Annotated in this window: 17 protein-coding genes; 10 read left to right on the forward strand and 7 right to left on the reverse strand. The window is 45.8% G+C overall.

Going from position 1 to position 21,382, the window contains the following annotated elements:
- Positions 1–362: 362 nt before the first annotated feature.
- Positions 363–1,613 carry a serine hydroxymethyltransferase gene (gene glyA, locus L3V30_RS06835; RefSeq protein WP_005391333.1) on the reverse strand — a complete coding sequence of 417 codons (1,251 nt, stop codon included), beginning with the start codon at positions 1,611–1,613 and terminating at the stop codon, positions 363–365.
- Between the two features lie 347 nt (positions 1,614–1,960).
- On the opposite strand from glyA, the gene L3V30_RS06840 reads away from it, so the two are divergent.
- From L3V30_RS06840 to L3V30_RS06850, 3 genes are all read left to right on the forward strand, one after another.
- Complete coding sequence (locus tag L3V30_RS06840) at positions 1,961–2,563, forward strand: YitT family protein (protein ID WP_005496223.1); 603 nt, start codon at positions 1,961–1,963, stop codon at positions 2,561–2,563.
- 90 nt (positions 2,564–2,653) lie between these two features.
- On the forward strand, positions 2,654–4,174 hold the full coding sequence (locus L3V30_RS06845; RefSeq protein ID WP_237308562.1) for a winged helix-turn-helix domain-containing protein: 1,521 nt from the start codon (positions 2,654–2,656) through the stop codon (positions 4,172–4,174).
- Positions 4,175–4,305: 131 nt separating this feature from the next.
- Positions 4,306–5,205: a hypothetical protein gene (locus L3V30_RS06850; RefSeq protein ID WP_024703722.1), complete on the forward strand. Its 900-nt coding sequence runs from the start codon at positions 4,306–4,308 to the stop codon at positions 5,203–5,205.
- Between the two features lie 101 nt (positions 5,206–5,306).
- Here the strand turns inward: L3V30_RS06850 and treC are convergent, their stop codons facing one another.
- The 4 genes from treC to gmhB form a co-directional block, all read right to left on the reverse strand.
- Entirely contained in the window at positions 5,307–6,992 is a 1,686-nt protein-coding gene (gene treC, locus L3V30_RS06855) for an alpha,alpha-phosphotrehalase (protein ID WP_237308563.1), read from the reverse strand.
- Between the two features lie 87 nt (positions 6,993–7,079).
- The gene (treB, locus tag L3V30_RS06860) at positions 7,080–8,504 is read right to left on the reverse strand and encodes a PTS trehalose transporter subunit IIBC (RefSeq protein WP_237308564.1); all 1,425 of its coding nucleotides are present in this window, start codon (positions 8,502–8,504) and stop codon (positions 7,080–7,082) included.
- Positions 8,505–8,680: 176 nt separating this feature from the next.
- On the reverse strand, positions 8,681–9,628 hold the full coding sequence (gene treR, locus L3V30_RS06865; RefSeq protein WP_006743211.1) for a trehalose operon repressor TreR: 948 nt from the start codon (positions 9,626–9,628) through the stop codon (positions 8,681–8,683).
- Positions 9,629–9,731: 103 nt separating this feature from the next.
- Positions 9,732–10,283 (reverse strand): D-glycero-beta-D-manno-heptose 1,7-bisphosphate 7-phosphatase, encoded by a 552-nt coding sequence (gmhB, locus tag L3V30_RS06870; protein WP_005391350.1) that lies wholly within the window; start codon positions 10,281–10,283, stop codon positions 9,732–9,734.
- A gap of 341 nt (positions 10,284–10,624) precedes the next feature.
- On the opposite strand from gmhB, the gene metN reads away from it, so the two are divergent.
- The 3 genes from metN to L3V30_RS06885 are packed head-to-tail and all read left to right on the forward strand — an operon-like array spanning position 10,625 to position 13,168.
- Complete coding sequence (gene metN, locus L3V30_RS06875) at positions 10,625–11,659, forward strand: methionine ABC transporter ATP-binding protein MetN (protein WP_005391353.1); 1,035 nt, start codon at positions 10,625–10,627, stop codon at positions 11,657–11,659.
- The gene (locus tag L3V30_RS06880) at positions 11,649–12,326 is read left to right on the forward strand and encodes a methionine ABC transporter permease (RefSeq protein ID WP_005391355.1); all 678 of its coding nucleotides are present in this window, start codon (positions 11,649–11,651) and stop codon (positions 12,324–12,326) included. Before metN ends, L3V30_RS06880 begins: the two co-directional genes overlap by 11 nt.
- A gap of 32 nt (positions 12,327–12,358) precedes the next feature.
- A complete protein-coding gene (locus L3V30_RS06885) occupies positions 12,359–13,168 on the forward strand; it encodes a MetQ/NlpA family lipoprotein (protein WP_005391357.1) in 810 nt (269 codons plus the stop codon).
- Positions 13,169–13,280: 112 nt separating this feature from the next.
- Here L3V30_RS06885 and L3V30_RS06890 read toward each other — a convergent pair whose 3' ends face one another.
- Together L3V30_RS06890 and syd are read right to left on the reverse strand one after the other, a co-directional pair.
- A complete protein-coding gene (locus L3V30_RS06890) occupies positions 13,281–14,057 on the reverse strand; it encodes a Zn-ribbon-containing protein (protein ID WP_053808746.1) in 777 nt (258 codons plus the stop codon).
- Between the two features lie 2 nt (positions 14,058–14,059).
- On the reverse strand, positions 14,060–14,605 hold the full coding sequence (gene syd, locus L3V30_RS06895) for a SecY-interacting protein (protein WP_053808745.1): 546 nt from the start codon (positions 14,603–14,605) through the stop codon (positions 14,060–14,062).
- Positions 14,606–14,713: 108 nt separating this feature from the next.
- On the opposite strand from syd, the gene queF reads away from it, so the two are divergent.
- From queF to ppnN, 4 genes are all read left to right on the forward strand, one after another.
- On the forward strand, positions 14,714–15,559 hold the full coding sequence (gene queF / locus L3V30_RS06900) for an NADPH-dependent 7-cyano-7-deazaguanine reductase QueF (protein WP_237308565.1): 846 nt from the start codon (positions 14,714–14,716) through the stop codon (positions 15,557–15,559).
- 165 nt (positions 15,560–15,724) lie between these two features.
- Positions 15,725–18,007 carry a hypothetical protein gene (locus tag L3V30_RS06905; protein ID WP_005391368.1) on the forward strand — a complete coding sequence of 761 codons (2,283 nt, stop codon included), beginning with the start codon at positions 15,725–15,727 and terminating at the stop codon, positions 18,005–18,007.
- 98 nt (positions 18,008–18,105) lie between these two features.
- Positions 18,106–19,671 (forward strand): GGDEF domain-containing protein, encoded by a 1,566-nt coding sequence (locus L3V30_RS06910; protein ID WP_237308566.1) that lies wholly within the window; start codon positions 18,106–18,108, stop codon positions 19,669–19,671.
- A 290-nt stretch (positions 19,672–19,961) separates the two neighbouring features.
- On the forward strand, positions 19,962–21,338 hold the full coding sequence (gene ppnN, locus L3V30_RS06915) for a nucleotide 5'-monophosphate nucleosidase PpnN (RefSeq protein ID WP_005391372.1): 1,377 nt from the start codon (positions 19,962–19,964) through the stop codon (positions 21,336–21,338).
- Positions 21,339–21,382: the final 44 nt, after the last annotated feature.

Here is a 21,382-nt window from a genome sequence, read left to right on the forward strand (position 1 = left end):
TCCGTCATTCTGAACAGCGAGGAACGAGCGTGATTGAGAATCAGTTTCCAACGTACTGATGATTTTTTGGGAAACGCTGAGTAAAAGAGTGTGCCTCAACAAGATTCCTGATCTCGCCTAGGCTCGTCGGAATGACGCGGTTTGGATATATTGAAAGGGACCGTGTTGGTAGCCATCTCCTTATCACACACTCTTCGCTATATCTCATTCCAAACGCCAGACAAACAAAAAGGCCCTCAATTGAGGACCTTTAGTATATCAATGTTCAAAATAGATGAGTCGAGTTCTAGGAGAACAAACGGAGTTTGCGCGAGCAAGTGAGTATGTTCGACACCGAAATTGACTCATTCTATGAAGAATAGTTAGGCGTAAACCGGTAGACGCTTACAAATTTCGAGCACTTTCTGTTTAGTCGCTTCGATAACTTCTTCGTTGCCGATGTTATCTAGAACGTCACACATCCAGTTTGCTAGCTCTTTTGCATCTTCTTCAGTGAAGCCACGGCGAGTGATCGCTGGCGTACCTACACGGATACCAGACGTTACGAATGGGCTGCGTGGGTCATTTGGTACCGAGTTTTTGTTCACTGTGATGTTTGCTGCACCTAGTGCCGCGTCTGCATCTTTACCAGTGATGTCTTTGTCGATCAGGTCCACAAGGAACAAGTGGTTTTCTGTGCCGTTAGATACGATTTTGTAGCCACGCTCTTGGAATTGACCAACCATTGCTTTTGCGTTTTTCACTACGCGAGCTTGGTAAGCTTTGAACTCTGGCTCCATCGCTTCTTTGAACGCTACTGCTTTACCAGCGATAACGTGCATGAGAGGGCCACCTTGACCACCAGGGAACACTGCTGAGTTCAATTTCTTGTACATATCTTCGCCAGCATTTGACAAGATAAGACCACCGCGAGGACCTGCTAGTGTTTTGTGCGTCGTTGTTGTTACTACGTGAGCGTGTGGAACAGGTGTTGGGTATTCGCCTGCTGCGATAAGACCCGCTACGTGCGCCATATCAACGAAAAGGTAAGCATCTACTTTGTCAGCGATTTCACGCATGCGCTTCCAATCAACGATTTGCGAGTAAGCAGAGAAACCACCGATGATCATCTTAGGCTTGTGCTCAAGCGCTAGCTGTTCCATCTCGTCGTAGTTGATTTGACCCGCTTCATCGATACCGTAAGGGATAACGTTGTAGTGCTTACCAGAGAAGTTTACTGGAGAACCGTGAGTCAGGTGACCACCGTGCGCTAGGCTCATGCCTAGAACTGTATCGCCTGGGTTAAGAAGCGCCATGTAAACCGCGCTGTTTGCTTGAGAACCTGAGTGAGGCTGTACGTTCGCGTATTCACAACCGAACAGTTTGCATGCACGGTCGATAGCAAGTTGTTCCGCTTTATCTACGTACTCACAACCGCCGTAGTAACGCTTGCCTGGGTAGCCTTCAGCGTATTTGTTCGTTAGCTGAGAACCTTGCGCTTCCATTACACGTGGGCTTGTGTAGTTTTCAGAAGCGATAAGTTCAATGTGTTCTTCCTGGCGAAGGGTTTCTTCCTGGATAGCTGCGAACAGTTCCGCATCGTAATCTGCGATGTTCATATCACGCTTAAGCATCTGTATCTCCTGACTCAGATTAGTACTGAAAGTTGCAAAAAAACTGGTTAACGACCTAACGCAAACGTTTTCGTCGCATCAATGGCGCGCATTCTACATAATTTGATCTAGGTCATAAAGAGAAATTTACAATTTTTCTCATGCAGTTTTTTCATGATGACAAGCAATAGTTATCATGGTGATGTTGCAATTGTTCAACCACGATTTATTGCCTGTCAATTTTGTGCTTTACACCCTGTAAAACAGCAATTACATAGGTTTACCGCAAATTTTACCCTCTAGCTACCGAAAAGATCATCTTTTTACTACTATGCACGCCTTATTTCTCACCGATGACTGCACTTTTGATGGAAAAACACTCAAGAAAAGAAGACTGGATAGCAATTCTCACTGGTACCTTTTTGGTAGCTCAGGGCGTTTTCTTTCTCCAATCCGCGAACCTTCTAACAGGAGGCACGACTGGATTGGCATTGCTAATAAGCCAATTTACACCTTTTACCTTTGGTGTGCTGTACTTTTTGGCAAACTGTCCTTTTTACTTACTCGCATGGAAACGCTTCGGCCGTCATTTCGCAATCAATAGCGCTATTTCTGGCGCTTTGGTTTCTATCTTTGCCGATCACCTTTATTTGCTAATCTCACTCGAATCCGTTAACGAAATTTATTGCGCGGTAGCAGGTGGCCTATTGATGGGATTAGGTATGCTGATTTTGTTCCGACATCGCTCCAGCCTAGGTGGCTTTAACGTGTTGTGTTTGTTTATTCAAGACAAGTTTGGCATTTCTGTTGGCAAAAGCCAGATGGCAATCGATGCATGTATCCTGTTTGCTTCGTTCTTCTTTGTCACTCCAGAGGTGATTGGCCTTTCGATTTTGGGTGCCTTTGCACTGAATGTCGTATTGGCGATGAACCACAAGCCTCATCGTTATTCCGTGACCTACGGTTCATAAACTTTTGATGATAATTGGAGCGCGATTTATAAGATTTCGCGCTTCAATAACTATATAATATTTCGCGATTTCCAAATAACTCGGTACGGTATGCGCGACTTTCTACAACAAGCCAAACAAACTCACAGCTGTATTGCGATTGGCGAGTTGGTCTACAATCCGAAAACACAGACTCTTCATCAAGACACTGTCGCGATTGATCTCGAACCTCGTACCATTGAGTTATTAGAACTTCTGCTAACAAGCGTGGGACATCCGCTCTCTGCCGACACCATTATCGAAACCATTTGGCAGAGCAAATTCATCTCTAAGAATGTACTCACTAACCGCATTAGCACCTTACGTGCGCTGCTACAACAGCATCTCCCCGAGTACGATGCGACTAAACTCTTGGTCACCTACCCTCGCAAAGGTTACTTTCTAAACCCTGCGAATATCCGTTTAGTGCCACCAGTGAAAAACCATCGACGTGCTATTACATCTCAAGTTACGAACCGTAAGAACATCAAGCTGATTTTTGCTTATAGCTTATGCGCCGTACTTACGGTTTGTAGCGTGACGCTCGCAAGCTTGTTATGGCAACGCCAAGAGATTTCAACACAACAAACACGTCATCAGTTACTTATCCCCAAAGTCGAGTTGCTGCTCAACCGTGTCGATGCGATTGGCTCCCAAGCAAGAAAATATCGCATACTGGTCAAAGCCATCTTGCTGCAACAACAGGTCGAATATCCATACACCGACATCGCCAACCAAGACGCTCCCAGTTACTTTCTTGATCCTATCGGTCATACGCCGTATTTCCCTGGCGCGCGAAACATGCAGACCAGTGATTACGAACTCAACATAGAGTTAAAAGACGGCGCAGAGCAAGGCACCTTGAAAGCTCAAATGAACCTTATTTATCCTGCGACAGGGAAACTGGCGTTTCGCAACGAATACACACTGCGCTTATCCGACCTACAATCGGATATCTTCCAAATTCACTCAGATGTCGCGCAGTACTTCAACTTGCCTGCACCTTCAGCCAGTACATGGCAACTGTCAGACGTTCACCAAAAAATGCTGTTTGAGAATGTCTTTTCTAACCAGCCTCTCCAACAAGCTGATGAGTTTGCAGCTATCACAACCGCAAGGCATCTCGCTTTGTACGAGCAAGAACCTCAAAAGCTGGAGGCGTATTTGACGCAAGTGCAGTCGTCGTTCGATGTTTTGCCAGATGAGCTAAGCCTCTGGTTAGGCATATTGCATTTCAAACTAGGTAACCTAGACCGAGCAAAAGTTCTGCTGACCACTCCAGATGGCGACTCACGTATTCAAAACGCGCTGATTTATACGTTTGTGTCTCACATCGCTTATAAACAAAACAAACTCGAACAGTTCCGTCTCAACTACATGGAATCACTGGTGGCACTGCTGCGCGTTTTGCCTTCCGAGACATTGTTTGAACGTCTTTCTCAATCTGAATCGAAAGAAACTTGCCTTCAACCATGGAAAACGTTGCATGTCAGTTTGACCGATCAAGAAATTATCAGCCGATGGAAAGCGCTCATCAACGAGTATTGCACCAACGTAGCTAACGAAATAAGCCCAAATAAAACAAAGACCTAAATATAAAATTAAGCTTTCGTTAAGCCCTATTAGCTTTTGTTTTTTGCCCTTTTTAGCTCACTAAACTTAGCATGCTCGCATTCAAGCAACGGCCCAACATGAAACGGCCTAATCAATCAGGAATGTAAACCATGCTAAACAAAATGACGCTTATCGCAGCAGCAACTCTGGCTCTTTACGGCTGTGGCGGCGGTTCATCTTCTGGCAGTGCTAATCCAAACAAAGTGCCTCAAGAAAGTTTCGACATCGCGATTCAAAACTCAATCTTCGCTCCCACGCCAAGCACACAACTAAACTACGCGTTTAGCCTGGATGGCCAGCCTGAAGGCGAGATGAAACTGAGTTTCCAAGCGATGGATAACGAGCAATTGTTGGCAGCATTGGCACAAATCCCAAACAGCGAAGCAATGGTCCAGTTGGTTAATGACTTGGTGAACTACGGCGCCAAACAGTTCTACTATTCTGACGAACAGTACAACGACGATGAAGAGGGCAATACGCTTTATTTTGCAGGCTCTGATGGCGCACTTCATGAAGTCACCGACGCTTATTCCATTAACCAGCAGTTTGTTGCCATGCTGATGCACAGCAGCCCTATTTTCCGTCTCAACGGTGACGACGTAAAAGAGAAAAGCCCGAACATTGATATCGGTGAAGAGACCATATCTCTGCAAACCACTCTAACAGGCTACGCAGTTCACAACCTACTAGACAGTTTTGAAGATCATGAGTGGGTGCAAAACCTGCCAATGACAGCATCTTGCCAAGTGGTTTGGCAGCAGCAAATCCGAGAGACTGGCGTACGTAAAACGTTCTCAATTTCAAGCAAGAAAATTGAAGCGGCGTACCTGACGGAAGAAAATACTTACAACCTAAACTGCGATGATATGGACTCAATGGAGTTCGCTACTTCGGCAGAACGTTGGTTTAACCCGAGCTTAGGTCTGATTGAGCAAATCGAGCTGCTAAAAGTACAACAAGTACAAATCAATGAAGAGAAAGTGCTGCTAACAGCAATTGAAACAAAATAAGCCTGTACTCCACAAGTATCTCGCATCTCAATAAAAAAGGCTTTGGGGAGCACACCAAAGCCTTTATCTCGAACATCAATCTTAGGGGGTGACACCCGAGTTTATTCTTCTATCAATAAAATACGAGTTTCGTAAGGTCGTAATACTTGATGGTTTGACGCGACTGCACTCGCTGAGTTTTGATAGTTGGATAGCAAGTTTTTCGCTTTATTCATATCAAAACGCTCTGGCAGAACGCATTCCACCTCTTCAGCGTAGTAGTTGTTGATACACAGCAGCGTTTGTTTGTCGTTCTGGCGAGCGTAAGCAAAAATGCGTTGATGCTCTGGCAATAAATCTTCATAACGGCCATCGGTGATCACCGGAACCTGTTTACGTAGCTCAATCAAACGTTTGTAGAAGTAGAACACCGAGTTCAAATCAGCAACCGCTGCTTCTGCGTTGATTTCAGAGTAGTTCTGCGCCACTTCAAGCCACGGTGTGCCTTCGGTAAAACCGGCGTGCTTTTGGCTGTTCCATTGCATTGGCGTACGTGAGTTATCACGCGACTTCTGCGCCAAAATCGCCATCATCTCCTCGTGTGATACGCCATCACGGTTGACCATGATGTCGTACATGTTGGTGCTTTCTACGTCGCGGTACTGGCTGATCTCAGTGTAACCTGGGTTGGTCATGCCAATCTCTTCCCCTTGGTAAACATAAGGTGTGCCTTGCATCATGTGTACAGACGCCGCCAACATTTTGGCTGATTCGACGCGGTATTGTTTATCATCGCCTAAGCGGCTGACCACACGAGGTTGGTCGTGGTTACACCAGAACAGCGCCCCCCTACCTTTGCCATTTAAGCCCGTTTGCCAATGGTTGAAGATCTGCTTTAACTGAATGAAATCAAAAGGCGCTTTAGTCCATTTTTCACCATTCGGATAATCCACTTTCAGGTGGTGGAAGTTGAACACCATCGACAGCTCTTTGCCGTCTAGTGAAGAGTATTGCTGGCAGTGCTCTAGCGTGGTCGAAGACATTTCACCCACCGTCACGCTGCCGTACTTTTGGAACACGGCTTCGCTGATTTCTTGCAGATATTCGTGCACGCGAGGACCATCAGTATAGAAACGACGGCCATCGCCAATATCATCGCTTGGGAAATCTTGTTGTTTAGAAATCAGGTTGATGACATCAAGACGGAAACCATCCACGCCTTTGTCTGCCCAGAAGCTGATGACTTCTTTGACTTCTTCGCGCACCACTGGGTTTTCCCAGTTCAAATCCGCCTGCTCTTTAGCAAAAAGGTGCAAGTAGTACTGCCCTGTCGCTTCATCCAATTCCCAAGCATTGCCTCCAAACTTCGATTGCCAGTTGTTGGGCTCTGCGCCATCAACCGGATCTTTCCAGATGTAGTAATCACGGTAAGGGCTGTTTTTGTCCCCTAACGCCGATTGGAACCACTTGTGTTCTGTCGAAGTATGGTTGACCACGATGTCCATGATGATTCGAATGCCCAACTGATGAGCCTCTGCCAACAGGGTATCGAAATCTTGCATCGTGCCGAACTCGGGGTTGATCGCGTAGTAATCGGAGATGTCATAACCGTTATCAACCATTGGAGACTGATACACTGGCGTCAGCCAAATCGCATCCACACCGAGATGTTTTAGATAATCCAGTTTAGAAATGATCCCTTTAATATCGCCCGTGCCTTTACTGCCGCTGTCACAAAAGCTTTTTGGGTAAATTTGATAGATGGTTGCGGTTTTCCACCAGCTCTCATCATGCTTGGTCATAGCCATTTCTAACACTCACTTACCAGTAATCGGAAACTTAAAATTTGAAAAGAAAAATAGGAGGAGGCAGCCAAGTCACTGCCTCAAATTGAATTACGCGTTTGCCGCCTCAAGCTCACCTTTCGCTTGTGCACGCTTATAAAGAAGTAACGTTAATGCAGCGGGTACCACCATCGCGACCAACATCGCCAGAGCAAAGATGCCCCAGAACTGCGGCTGGATAGATAAGATGCCCGGCAAGCCGCCCACACCGATACCGTTCGCCATGACGCCCGCACTACCACAGATAGCAGCAGCACATGCACTACCGATCATCGCACTCAACATTGGGAACTTGTATTTCAAGTTGATGCCGTACATCGCCGGCTCTGTTACGCCAAGGTAGGCAGAAATCGCTGCTGGCACTGAGATTTCACGCTCATCCTGCTTTTTACTGATGATAATGATGCCAACCACTGCCGATGCTTGAGCAATGTTCGATAGTGCAATCAAAGGCCAAATCGGCGTACCACCCAATTCTTGCATCAACTGCAAGTCAACGGCGTTAGTTGTGTGGTGGATACCTGTGATCACAAGTGGCGCGTATAAGAAGCCGAAGATGGTTGAGCCAATCATCGCGAAGTCACCCGTCATGGCTGTTTTTGCTGCGAAAGCAACGCCGTCACCCAACATACGACCGAATGGGCCAATGATAGAGTGCGCAAGAATCACAGACACAATGATAGAAACAAACGGTACTACTACTAGGTAAAGGTAAGATGGAATGATGCGTTTTAAGCGTGTTTCGATAAACGCTAGTGCGATACCTGCTAACATCGCGGGAATCACCTGCGCTTGGTAACCGACTTTCTCAATCGCAAACAACCCAAAGTCCCACACTTCAGGTACTTGCTTACCAATCAGGTAGGCGTTCATTAACTGAGGCGAAACCAATGTCACGCCAAGCGTGATACCCAGAATCGGTGTACCGCCGAGCTTTTTCACGGTCGACCAACACACACCAACGGGTAGGAAGAAGAAAATTGCTTCACCAATTAACCATAGGAATGAATGAACAGTCGCCCAAAACTGACTGATTTCCGTTAGGGTTTGACCATCAAACATCTTGATGTCGCCAATCACATTACGGAAACCAAGAATCAAACCACCAGTAATGATCGCAGGCAACAGTGGTACAAAGATTTCTGCAAGGTGGGAAATACCACGCTCAACGATATTCATGTTTTGGCGAGCAGCATTCTTGGATTCGTCTTTGCTCGCTTCACTTTTACCGCTAAGCTCGATCAGAACTTTGTAAACCTCATCAACTTCAGTGCCGATGACGACTTGGAATTGACCTGCGTTGGTAAAGCAGCCCTTCACCATCGGTAATGCTTCTAACTGTTTCGTGTCTGCTTTGTCCGTATCGTTTAGAACAAAACGCAAGCGAGTTAAACAATGGCTTACACTGGCAATATTGTCCGGCCCCCCGACCAGCTCAATAAGACGCTCCACGTCTTTACGCGCAATCTTACTCATAACTTTGTCCACCCTGTATTGGATACATTCGATTCATCATTTTATTTTTATAAATGGGAACATTCCCACTTCTTAATTTTAATATTGCCATTCAAAGACAAAAAACAAAATGGGAACAGTCCCATTAATTGAGAATGATCACAGTATAATTTTAGAGCAAACCGTTGTAGTGTGGATTAGCGGCAAATAGGTTGTTGAGTGAAGTGAACGACTTCTTCATCGCCATTTAATTGATTAATCAGCATTTTAGCGGACTTTTCCCCCGCAAGGGTATAACCTGGATCGACACTAAATACTTTAGGGAAAAGGAAAGAAAGCAACTCGTTACCACCCACGCCTGTCACGACCACGTCTTCACGACCTAACTCTTGAAGACGCTTGATTACGCCCAATGCAATGGTATCGCTGGCACACACAATGGCTTGCGTGTCTGCTTTCAGAACGTGGTCCACCAGCTGATAAGCACTTTCATGGCTAAGCTTACCAGTTTGGAAGCAAGGCGTAAGTTGCTTGCGCTGACACCAAGCTTTGTAAGCATTTAAACGCGCTAAGCCTGTGGTTTTATCTTCGGGATCAACACCAATATAAGCAATGCGAGATAAAGATTGCTGCTCAAGGTGAGACAAAGCCATGTCTATCACGCCTTGGTTATCATAATTGATGGAAGAGACGTTATCGGTATCCATCGCAATCACCACAATACGATTGCCCCACTCGGCTAAGGCTTGCTCATCGCATCCAGTAAACCCAAATACAATCACGCCATCCACATTGCGACGCTTAAGCACACTCAAGTGCTCATTGGTTTTGTCTCGGTCAAACTGACTCTCCATGATCACCGCATCATAACCAGCGGAATACAATGCATTGAGCATTGTACCAACAGCACGATTTTCGGATGGTGAGTCTAGACGGGAGATGATAACACCAATGACTTTTTGGCTACCGCCACGCATTGATTGCGCAGATTTGGACGGTACATAACCAGATTCACGAATGATTTGCTCTACTTTCTCTCGCGTTTGAGGTTTCACTTTTGGATCGTTGGTAAGCACACGGCTTACTGTTGATTTGCCAACGCCTGCCAATTTCGCGATATCAAGAATGGTGAGTTTTTTGCTCATAAGTGATCAAACTAGAGTGGATGAATGCTTAGGTGACTGAACTTTAACAGTAATAAGAGAAAAGGGAAGCAAACGCTTCCCTTAAATATGCGAATTGTGCAGATTATTTCTTTAGATATGCAGGCACGTCAGCAACACTATCAAGCACAACCGTTGCCAATGCTTCACCTTGCTCGGTGATTGGCTTACCTGTGCGAACCAAAATCTTGGTGCCAACGCCTGCGGCTTCTGCTGCCATCATGTCTTCGGCTTTATCACCAATCATCACAGATTTTTCCATGTCGATTTTCAAGAAGTCGCGAGCAGAGATAAACATACCAGGTTTAGGCTTGCGGCAATCACAATCCTGCTTGTAATCGCCAATGCCATGTTCAGGGTGATGTGGACAGTAGTAGATACCATCAAACTCAACACCATGATCAACAAAGTTCCAGTCCATCCATTGAGTCAGAGACAAGAAACGGTCTTCACTGAATTTACCACGTGCGATGCCCGATTGATTCGTCACTAGCACTAAGAGGTAACCTTGATCTTTCAGCGCTTTCGTCGCTTCAAACACACCATCAATGTACTCAAAATCATGTTCGTCATGAACGTAGCCGTGGTCAACGTTTATCACGCCATCACGATCGATAAAAACAGCAGGTTTTGCCAAAACGTATTTCTCTATTAACTCGGTTTAATCAGATTATTACATACCTTATAAACTTCAACACTATCTAATTCATTCTAGGCCTCGACAAAACAGTTGATTTGTTGGGCAAGAATCGGTAATTCTGAGGGGGTTCTCCACTTATCTTCTCCTCGTAACTTACTCCTCATTCTCTTCAAAACAGAACATCCATACATTTAGACGTCTAGACGTAAAAATATCTATTGACTTCATTCTGGTTAACCCATAGCATCAACTGAGAAGTGAGATAAAGCTCAACATTAAGTTCTGTCAAAGGCCGTTTTTGACAGCGAAGTTCCCCGTATCTTTGGGCAGGTTGAAACATGATAGAAATAAAAAACGTCAATAAAGTGTTCTACCAAGGCAGTAAGGAAATCCTTGCCCTGAAAGACATTAACCTACACATCGCCAAGGGCACCATCTTCGGTGTTATCGGTTCATCTGGTGCTGGTAAAAGTACGCTGATCCGCTGCGTAAACATGTTAGAAGCACCAACATCTGGCTCCATCATCGTTGATGGCATTGATTTAACAAAACTCAGCAAAAAGCAGTTGGTCGAAACGCGCCGTAACATCGGCATGATCTTCCAGCATTTTAATCTGCTTTCGTCTCGTACTGTGTTTGATAACGTGGCGCTACCACTGGAACTGGCAGGCAAAGACAAATCGCAAATCACAACAAAAGTCACTGAGTTACTAAAACTTGTTGGCTTAGCCGACAAACACGAAAGCTATCCGTCCAACCTAAGTGGCGGTCAAAAACAACGTGTGGCGATTGCTCGCGCATTGGCATCCGACCCAAGCGTACTGCTGTGTGACGAAGCCACTAGCGCACTGGATCCTGCAACAACTCAATCTATCCTTGAGCTATTGAAAGAGATCAACCGCAAACTCAACATCACGATTCTACTGATCACCCACGAAATGGAAGTGGTAAAAAGCATCTGTCACGAAGTGGCGATCATCGGTGGTGGTGAATTGGTGGAGAAAGGCACCGTTGGCGATATTTTCGCGCACCCTAAAACGGAGCTGGCGCACCAATTCATTCGCTCAACGCTGGATCTATCCATTCCTGAAGATTACCAAGCACGTCTGCAAGCAGAGCGTGTTGATGGCAGCTACCCATTAGTTCGCTTAGAGTTTACCGGCGCAACCGTCGATGCACCGCTAATGTCGCAAATTTCTCGTAAATACAATATTGATGTGAGTATTTTAAGCTCCGATCTCGATTACGCTGGCGGCGTGAAATTCGGCATGATGGTAGCAGAGCTATTTGGTAATGAAGAAGATGACAACGCAGCACTGGAATACCTGCGTAAGCACAACGTAAAAGTAGAGGTACTTGGTTATGTCCTTTAATACGATTTCTGAATGGCTGAGTTTAAACAGCAAACTACTTTTAGGTGCAACGTGGGAAACGCTTTACATGGTTGCGGTTGCCGGATTAGTCGGCTTTGCCGTGGGTATTCCATTAGGCGTAATCCTCCATATTACTAAGAAAGGCGGCCTACTTGAAAACACCAAACTAAATAGCAGCTTAGGCGCTGTCGTTAACATTGGTCGTTCTGTTCCATTCCTCGTCCTGATGGTTGCGATTATTCCAGTGACAAAAATGCTAGTTGGAACCTTTATCGGTACAACCGCAGCAATCGTCCCACTGACTATTGGTGCCATTCCGTTTGTTGCCCGTCTTATTGAAGGTGCTTTGTTAGAGGTACCAACAGGCTTGGTGGAAGCGGCGCAGTCAATGGGGGCGACACCAACACAGATCATCACAAAAGTTCTACTACCTGAAGCAATGCCGACTATTGTTAACTCAGTAACGATCACCTTAGTCACTCTCGTTAGCTACTCGGCCATGGCGGGAACGGTAGGCGGCGGCGGACTCGGCGACGTAGCCATCCGTTACGGTTTCCACCGCTACGATGTAACTATCATGGCTGTGACTGTCGTGATGCTGATTGTTCTAGTACAGATTATTCAGTCTATCGGTGACGCAGTGGTGCGCCGTGTAGACCACAGATAAGCATTGAAAATACAAATTATAAGGAGATAAAGATGAAATTTAGCCTTAAAGGTCTTTTGACTGTAGCAACAGCCGCTTCTGCTCTTGTTCTAGCGGGTTGTGGCGACAAAGAAGTAGACGTAAATAAAGTAAAAGTTGGCGTTATTGCTGGTGCTGAAGCACAAGTTGCCGAAGTGGCAGCTAAAGTAGCAAAAGAAAAGTACAACCTAGACGTTGAGTTAGTAACATTTACCGATTACGTAACGCCAAATGCCGCTCTGGATGATGGTTCAGTAGACGCGAATGCGTTCCAACATAAACCATACCTAGACCAACAAGTGAAAGACCGCGGCTACAAACTGGCTATCGCGGGTAACTCATTCGTTTACCCTATTGCTGGTTACTCTAAGCAAGTGAAGTCAATCGATGAAATCCAAGATGGCGCACGCATCGCAGTACCAAACGATCCAACAAACCTAGGTCGCTCACTACTGCTTCTTGAGCAACAAGGTTTGATTACGTTACGTGATGGCGTTGGTCTACTCGCTACAGTACGTGACATCGTAGGCAACCCTAAAAATATCGAAATCATTGAGTTAGAAGCGCCACAACTTCCACGTTCATTGGATGACGTAACGCTATCTATCATCAACACCACTTACGCAAGCTCTATCGACCTATCGCCAGAGCGTGACGGCGTGTTCGTTGAAGATAAAGACTCACCATACGTAAACCTAATTGTTGCTCGCGAAGAAAATGTTAATGCGCAAAACGTACAAAACTTCGTAAAAGCTTACCAAACGGAAGAAGTTTACGAAGCGGCAAAAGAGCTATTCAAAGGCGGCGTAGTGAAAGGTTGGTAATCCCACTTTTCTAAACCATACTGAAAATAATAGTCTGAGCATAAAAAAGGGCTGATGTGAAAACATCAGCCCTTTTATTTCTCTATCTAACCATTTAAGTAACCTCAATTAGTTACTTAAGGTGGTCCCAAGAGATATTCGACACGATTCGGCAGTCATCACACTTAAAGTGAAATATGTCATGTAGTGGCTCATCGAGTAGCCACTCTCCACCGCATTTGGGGCACTTGCGCGCTTTCTCGCTCTCCAGCGACTGACCACCGACACGATACTGGTAATAGTACGTAGGAATCTTCGTGATGTATTCGATACGACCTCGCAAATCCCAACCGCGGCGGAACAACACGCTGTCTACATCGCAAATCTCGTGCAGCGCCGCATGCTCTGCACGGCACCCGCCAGCCATTTGGATTTCATCGCACGCTTGCCATTCTGTCTGCCATTTGATGACGGCTTTATGGTCACCATTTAGCGTCGGCTCATTGCGATACAAAGGAATCGGCAACAACGTTTCCCCACTGCGCAATGGCGAACACGTATGAACATAAGTCGTGTACAACACTTGCCAGCTAGGTGTCTCTTCTTCGGCCGCTTGTTCTGAATTTAAATCACGGCCAAGCATACGCATTTTCGGTGCAAGCAAGGACGCGTCTGACAAACGGTTCATGCACACTTTGACAAAATCTGAGTGATAACGTGGATGCAAACTGTCTTGCTCTGGGCAAACGACACGAACATAAAACTCGCCATCTCCCATCACTATCGGGAATTCACGGCCTAGTACTTGGCCGTTGTAACGCAACGCATCCATCAAACCATTAATGGCTTTGTCTACCGCGCTGACGGTGGTGTTATCAAAACACTCAAACTGCAACTCAACAACGTACATATTTAGACAGCGGCCTCTAACTTGCTCAAGAACTCAGCCAATGAATCCGCCAGCACATCGCGTTTAGACGTACCTAAACGCTCTAAAATCACATTACCAGTGAGGTTACAAATCGAGATCACATCCATTTCCTCATCTGTCGCCGCGATAAATACCGTTGGTTTAAGTTTCAGGCGACGTTGCGTCACCAAATGACCAAGAATATTTTCTTGTAGGCGCACAAAATCATCATCGCTCCACACTTGCAGCAGCGTCAACGAATTACCTTGCCAAGTTGCCTCCATATCGGCGCTGTATTGAGAACCATAAAAGGCTTTTACATCATCTTGCAGTGACAACTCAATCGCATTTTCCACATTAGTGAAATCGGCCATTTCATCACGTGCGACCGCTTTCCAAAGCACCTTTCCATCACGCTTCTCTTCGACACAAGGAGAAACAAGATCTGCAAGCTCTTCACTGCTTGGCAACTCATTATATTTAGCTTGCCAAGCTTGTTGGTAGCGCAGGCTGAACTCTTGTAGCGCCTGAGTAACGTTTTGGGTCATGAAGGTCTCCTCATTCCTTATTTATCAGATAGCCGTGTTTGCCGGATGGCAATTGACCAGCGGATTCAGTAAAATTCTCGCCATTCTAATCGAAAACGACCACAAAGTATGAGCAAATATTCTGACGCTAAAGAGCTTGCTGGCCTAACACTAGGTAAAAAAACCGAGTATGCGAACCAATACGACCCAAGCTTGCTGCAACCAGTTCCTCGTAGCCTAAACCGAGATGACCTTCAGTTAGGCGAAAGCCTTCCTTTTATGGGCCACGATATTTGGACGCTGTACGAGCTCTCTTGGTTAAATAGTAAAGGCTTACCACAAGTGGCCGTTGGCGAAGTATACATTCCAGCCACCAGTGCAAACTTGATTGAGTCGAAGTCTTTCAAACTGTACTTAAACAGCTACAACCAAACCCGCTTTGCAAGCTGGGAAGAAGTTGAAGAGCGTTTAACGCAAGACCTATCTGAATGTGCCGGTGAAAAGGTGTTGGTCGAGGTGAACCCGGTTACTCACTACACCAATCAGCCTATTGTGACAATGGAAGGCGAATGCATTGATGACCAAGACATTGACATCACCAGTTACAATTTTGATGCCGATTTGCTTGAAGGCGCAGCAGGTGAAGAGCAAGTGGAAGAAATCCTACATAGCCACCTATTGAAGTCAAACTGTTTGATCACCAATCAACCCGACTGGGGCAGTGTAGAAATTCGCTACCAAGGTGCGAAAATAGATCGCGAGAAACTGCTGCGTTACTTGGTATCTTTCCGCGAGCACAACGAATTTCACGAACAATGTGTTGAGCGTATTTTTACGGATCTAATGAAATACTGCCAACCAAGCAAACTGACCGTATTCGCCCGCTACACGCGCCGTGGTGGCTTGGACATCAACCCGTACCGCTCAACGGAACAAGACAAGCCAGATCACAACCACCGCATGGCTCGTCAGTAATCGCGTTAGTGACAGAAATAAGTTCGGTAATCTAAAGGGTTACCGGACGTTTTTATTGTCCAAGCATGTTACTATATCAAATGGCTTCAACCTGCATTTAAGGGGCTTGTTGAGGTCTTTTACCGTTATCCGCCATATCTAAAAACAGTTCGAGGGAACGAAAGGATGTTTTGGGACAGTTCGCGTCTATTCAAGTTGATTGGCTTTCTTTGCTTGCTGTTTGTACAGCCGCTTCATGCGACCATTTTATCGTCCGCGTTACTCAACGAAGCACAACAATTGGCGGAAATAGAGCCATCACAAGCAAAACAAGCGGCAACCAACTACTTGTCACAACGTGAGCTAACGGAACGCAAAGAGAGTGACAGCCCTTCGGCTATGTCTCGTGACGAGACCGATCGTAGCGTTCGTACACCAAGCAGCACCATCGAAGCACACAAGATTATCGCTCAGGCAGACTACGCCATGGGTAACGTTCGTTCGGCTATCGAACACCTAAACAAAGCCGAGCGCTTAGCGCAAGAATATCAATTACCGTACATGGATTTAGATCTCCAGCTGATGCGCAACCAAATGATTTGGATGTACGACAAAAACTACTCAAAAGCGGAAGACACGCTTAACCAAATTGAGCAGCAACTCGATGAAGCCGATGCGGTATTGCAACGTACCGACAGCGTTCGCTATCGATTAGTGATGCAAAGAGCGCTCCTCGCTTCACATAGTGGCGATCTGATTAAAGCGGAAAGTTTGTATTCTCAAGCCAAAACTATGCTTGAAGACAGCCGATCTGACTTAGCCTTGATCGACTATTACACAGCCGTCGGCGAGTTTTATCTGAATAGCAAGAAATACAATTTGGCTTTGTCGGAACTGCTTTACGGTTATTGGCAATCTATTGAGAGTGACAGTGGCGCAAGGTTAGCAAAAGTTAATCGCCTGTTGGCGAGGCTCTTCCAAGAGCGCCGAGTTTACGACAAAGCGATCGAATACTTATCTCAAGCCGCAGACTTCTATGACTCCTACCCTAGCTCTCCCATCCTAGCGGATGTCCTTGAGCAAATGGGTGACATTTATTTTTACCAAGGCAAGTTTAACCTTGCCTTAGTGCACTACTTCAACGTGCTGGACCATGAAAGCACCAGTAAGAACATTAATCGGATCATTAAGATTCGCTTAAGCTTGGCGGCTACCTATCTACAACTCTATAACTACGCGCTAGCTGAACAATACCTAGACCGTTCTAAAGAGCTTTTAGAATACACTGACATTCCTAAGCTTGAAGCAAAGGCAGCGTTGCTTCAGTCAGGCCTGGCTTATCATCAAAACGACAGTAAAAACGTCATTACCAATGCAAAGCTGGCGTTAGCACTTGCTGAAAAGTCACCTGAAAATAACAACTTCATTAAGCAGCAGTCTTACCGCTTACTCGGGCTTGGTTACGAGCAGGCAGGCGAATACCAACTTTCTCTGCAGGCTTATAAGAAATACACCAACCTTGTGCGTTTAGAGCAAAAACAGCTCAACCAAATCAGTGAGGATGCATTCCGCCAACAAAAAGAGTTTGCTGAACAAACCATCCACTATATCGGCCAATCGGAACGCCTTGAGCAAGTGGAAAGGGAACACCGCAAATTCCAGAAAATCTCATTCGCATTGTTTATTACTGTGTTGGTGATGTTTTTGTTCATTATGCGCCGCGGCGTGATCATGCAGCGCCAAGCAAGTGAAATCGAAAAACTGCGTAATGATCTCTTCACTCACTCTCGTTCCCGTTTACGTAACTTGCGTATGCTGAACGTGAAGCTGTCTCGCTCATTGAAAAAGTCGAGCGAAACTTTCGAGCAATGGCAAATGGGCGAATTGATCCACGAGCCACTTAACGATCGCCTGCGCTTTGTCATGATCGACTTGCCATTCCTACGAAGCATGTACGTCCACAACGGTTATAAAGCAGGTCTAGAGCTGGAGCGCGCATTTGGCGACTTTCTAGCGGAAAAGATAGAAAAGCCATCGCGTCTTTACCATTTCTCAGATGCAAACCTACTCTATATCGAGCCGAACGCTGACCGTGATGCTTCTGCCGAAGTCATGTTCGAGAAATTCCAGACTTGGGTGGATGAGTTCGCTCAGCAGCACAACGTCAACCGCATTATTCGCATGGGTATCAGCGATTATCCGTTCTTACCCCGAGCCTACACTGCAATTAACGACGAGGAATTACTCGATCTGTTGCTGCTCGCGACTCACATTGCGCGAGAAGTCAGCTTGAAGGATAAGCAAAGCCACTGGGTTTTCTTGAAAGCCATCGATAACGCGCCCGCCGCGAGCTTTGCAACGGGTAACATAAGAACCGCCTGTCAGCATGCCATTAGCCAAGGCCTGATTAAGATCCATTCGTCCTACAAGAATGAGGACGACATCAAGAAAATATTAAAAAATGGATAATTAAACGCCTGTTAGACATAATAACTAATGACGCTATAACGTTTTTTGTTATTATCGGATAATTGTCAGTAGTACATGGACTTAACCGTAGTCACTTCATGGGAATCTTGGAATCCGATATTCAGTCGCAGCTTCATCAGCTGAGTTGTCAACTTGACCAACTCAGACTGACACATCGTGATACTTCACTCAAATTCAAACGTGAACAACAAGTTCTTAAACGCGTTGTGGCATCATTGTCTTCAGCTTGCCAGGGTTCGAATACCCAGGTATCCAATTACCTGTTTGAAATCCAACAAGAGCTGCAACATCAAAAAGATATCAGTACTCTTATCCCACGTTTAGCGGTATTAGAGAGAATGCTCAAACAGCAGTCGAAGACGATGGACAAACAGAACGGCTACTTAGACGAACAAATCAAACACAGTGGTGAAACACTCCAACGTGTCACAGGTTTACCTGCGCAGTTAAAACGTGAACTACGGAACTTAATGAGTTTCTCAGAAGCTCATGCCAGCAATAAAGCCGATCAAGCCACTAAGCTACTGAGCATTTACGAACGCGCTCTGAAAATCATCACTTCCAACTCGCGTTTGCATCTCAGTGAGTTTGAGAATAATCCTGATAAGTCTCAACTTGAGTGCTTAGCCAGCGATCTACAACATACCATCACCGAGCTGGATTTTGAGGGAGAAACGGGAGATAGGTTGCTTGATATTCGGGCTAAGCTGCTTCTTGGCGTGAGTGCAGAGTCTCTCATTGAGCTTACGCTCTCAACTCTGAAATTGGTTGTCGAAGCAACAAAGTTCGAGCGCGAAGCGTCTAGCCAATTCCTTGATCAGCTGAACACTTCTCTCGCAAGTAACCTAAAAACCGTTCATCAGAACGTCGACCAACATCATACCTACTTTGAGCACCGTCAAGAGCTCAACACAGAAATGAACAGTCTGGTTGAATTGAGTCAACTATCGCTCGACCAAGCTCAAGATCTAGCGGATGTAAAAAAAGAAGTCGCCCCGTTACTTGTGAAAATGGCGTCGCTGACAGAGCGACTTAAAATGACGGAAGAACGAGAACAAGCGCTGCAAGAGCGTTTGAATTACAGTAAGAACCAGCTCGAAGCCGTGTTTGAAACCACCCAAGATCATCGTCGACGCTTAGATGACCAAGCTCAGCGCATGTTGCTAGACCCTCTGACTAAAGTCTATAACCGCACCGCATTTAATGACCGACTAGAGTTAGAGTATCGGCGTTGGATTCGCTCTCAACAGAATCTGCGTGTAGTGTTGTTTGACGTTGATAACTTCAAAGCGGTGAATGACAGCTATGGCTATACGGCTGGTGATAAAGCGTTGAAGATCATAGCTCGCACCATTAATAAACGCGTATCAGAAACTGAAACGGTAGCTCGCTTTGGTGGCGAAGAGTTTATTTTACTCGTTCCAGAACAATCTGAAGAATACACACTGGATCTCATTAAACATATCCAGCGTGATATTAGCCAATTACCATTTAAGTTCCGTGAGCAAAATATCATGATCACCCTAGCGGCTGTGTCGACCTCTTTTAAAGAGTCCGATACGCCAGAGTATGTACTCGATCGACTCGGCAAGATGCTTGCGGACGCTAAAAAACGTGGAACAAATCAGCTTAACTGGAGCTAGATTTCGTACAAAAAGCGAACAAACAAACCAGAATTGGCGCAATTTACGCTTTATAACCACCCATTTTCAACGAGTTATCACATTTCTTCCCTTTCAGTCTGCTAAGCTGTAAAAACCCAAGTCACTTCAAGATGATGCATTTACAGAACGCGAATGTACCATCTTGAGGTTGCTTGGGAGTCAATAACCATAAAACCAAATCGGCCAACTGCCTTTCATCAAACCATACGTATAACCCAAAAAGGTGAGTTGGTACTTTCCCTCAAAATAATGCAACACAAGGAGGCGTTATGATTACCCATATAAGCCCCGCTGGTAGCATGGACTTGCTATCTCAATTAGAAGTAGAGCGCTTAAAAAACACGGCCTCGAGTGAACTTTATCAACTGTACCGCAACTGCACGTTAGCGGTGTTGAACTCCGGCAGTCATACCGATAACTCGAAAGAGCTGCTCGATAAACACCAGTCGTTTGATGTCAACGTAGTGCGCCGCGAGCGTGGTATTAAGCTTGAGCTGACTAACCCACCTGAGCACGCCTTTGTCGATGGCGAGATAATTAAAGGTATCCAAGAGCATCTGTTCTCCGTGTTACGCGATATCGTTTATGTCAATATGCATTTAGCAGACGCACAACGACTCAACCTGACGAACCCAATTCACATCACTAACCTCGTGTTCGGTATTCTGCGTAATGCCAGAGCACTCACACCAGGTATCGAGCCAAACCTCGTCGTGTGTTGGGGTGGTCACTCTATCAATGGCGTGGAATATCAATACACACGTGAAGTCGGTAACGAGCTTGGCTTGCGTGAACTTAATATCTGCACGGGTTGTGGCCCTGGTGCGATGGAAGGGCCAATGAAAGGTGCCGCTATCGGACATGCGAAGCAGCGTTATACTCAGCAACGTTATCTTGGTTTAACCGAGCCTTCGATTATTGCAGCCGAGCCACCAAACCCAATCGTGAATGAGCTGGTTATCATGCCGGACATCGAAAAGCGTTTGGAAGCCTTTGTACGTATGGCGCATGGCATTGTGATTTTCCCTGGTGGTCCGGGCACTGCAGAAGAGTTGCTGTATATTCTTGGCATTATGATGCACCCAGACAACGCCGATCAGCCAATGCCTATCGTGTTAACAGGACCAAAAGAGAGTGAAGAGTACTTCCGCTCTATCGACGAGTTTGTTCGCGATACACTTGGCGAAGAAGGTCAAAAGCATTACGAGATCGTCATTGACGATCCGGCAGAAGTGGCACGTATCATGAAGCGCTCAATGGACTCTGTACGCCTTCACCGAAAAGAAAAAGGCGATGCTTATAGCTTTAACTGGTCATTAAAAATCGAGCCTAACTTCCAGTTACCATTCGATCCAACTCATGAGTCGATGGAGCAATTGGATTTAAGCTTAGATCAAGAACCTCAAGTCTTAGCGGCCAACCTGCGTCAAGCCTTCTCCGGTATCGTGGCTGGTAACGTCAAAGCCGAAGGAATTCGAGAAATCGAACGTCGAGGCCCTTTCACCATTCACGGTGATCCTGTACTAATGAAAAAGCTCGATAAGTTACTACAAGACTTTGTCGAACAACACCGAATGAAATTACCTGGCGGTTCAGACTACGAACCGTGTTATCGCATCGCTCACCCAGAAATTGGTGGTCGATAGTCAGGCTAGCATTCGTTACACTAGGGGCATTACGCCCCTTTTTT

The organism is Vibrio sp. A1-1 (assembly GCF_021728175.1).
Classification (GTDB): domain Bacteria; phylum Pseudomonadota; class Gammaproteobacteria; order Enterobacterales; family Vibrionaceae; genus Vibrio; species Vibrio diabolicus.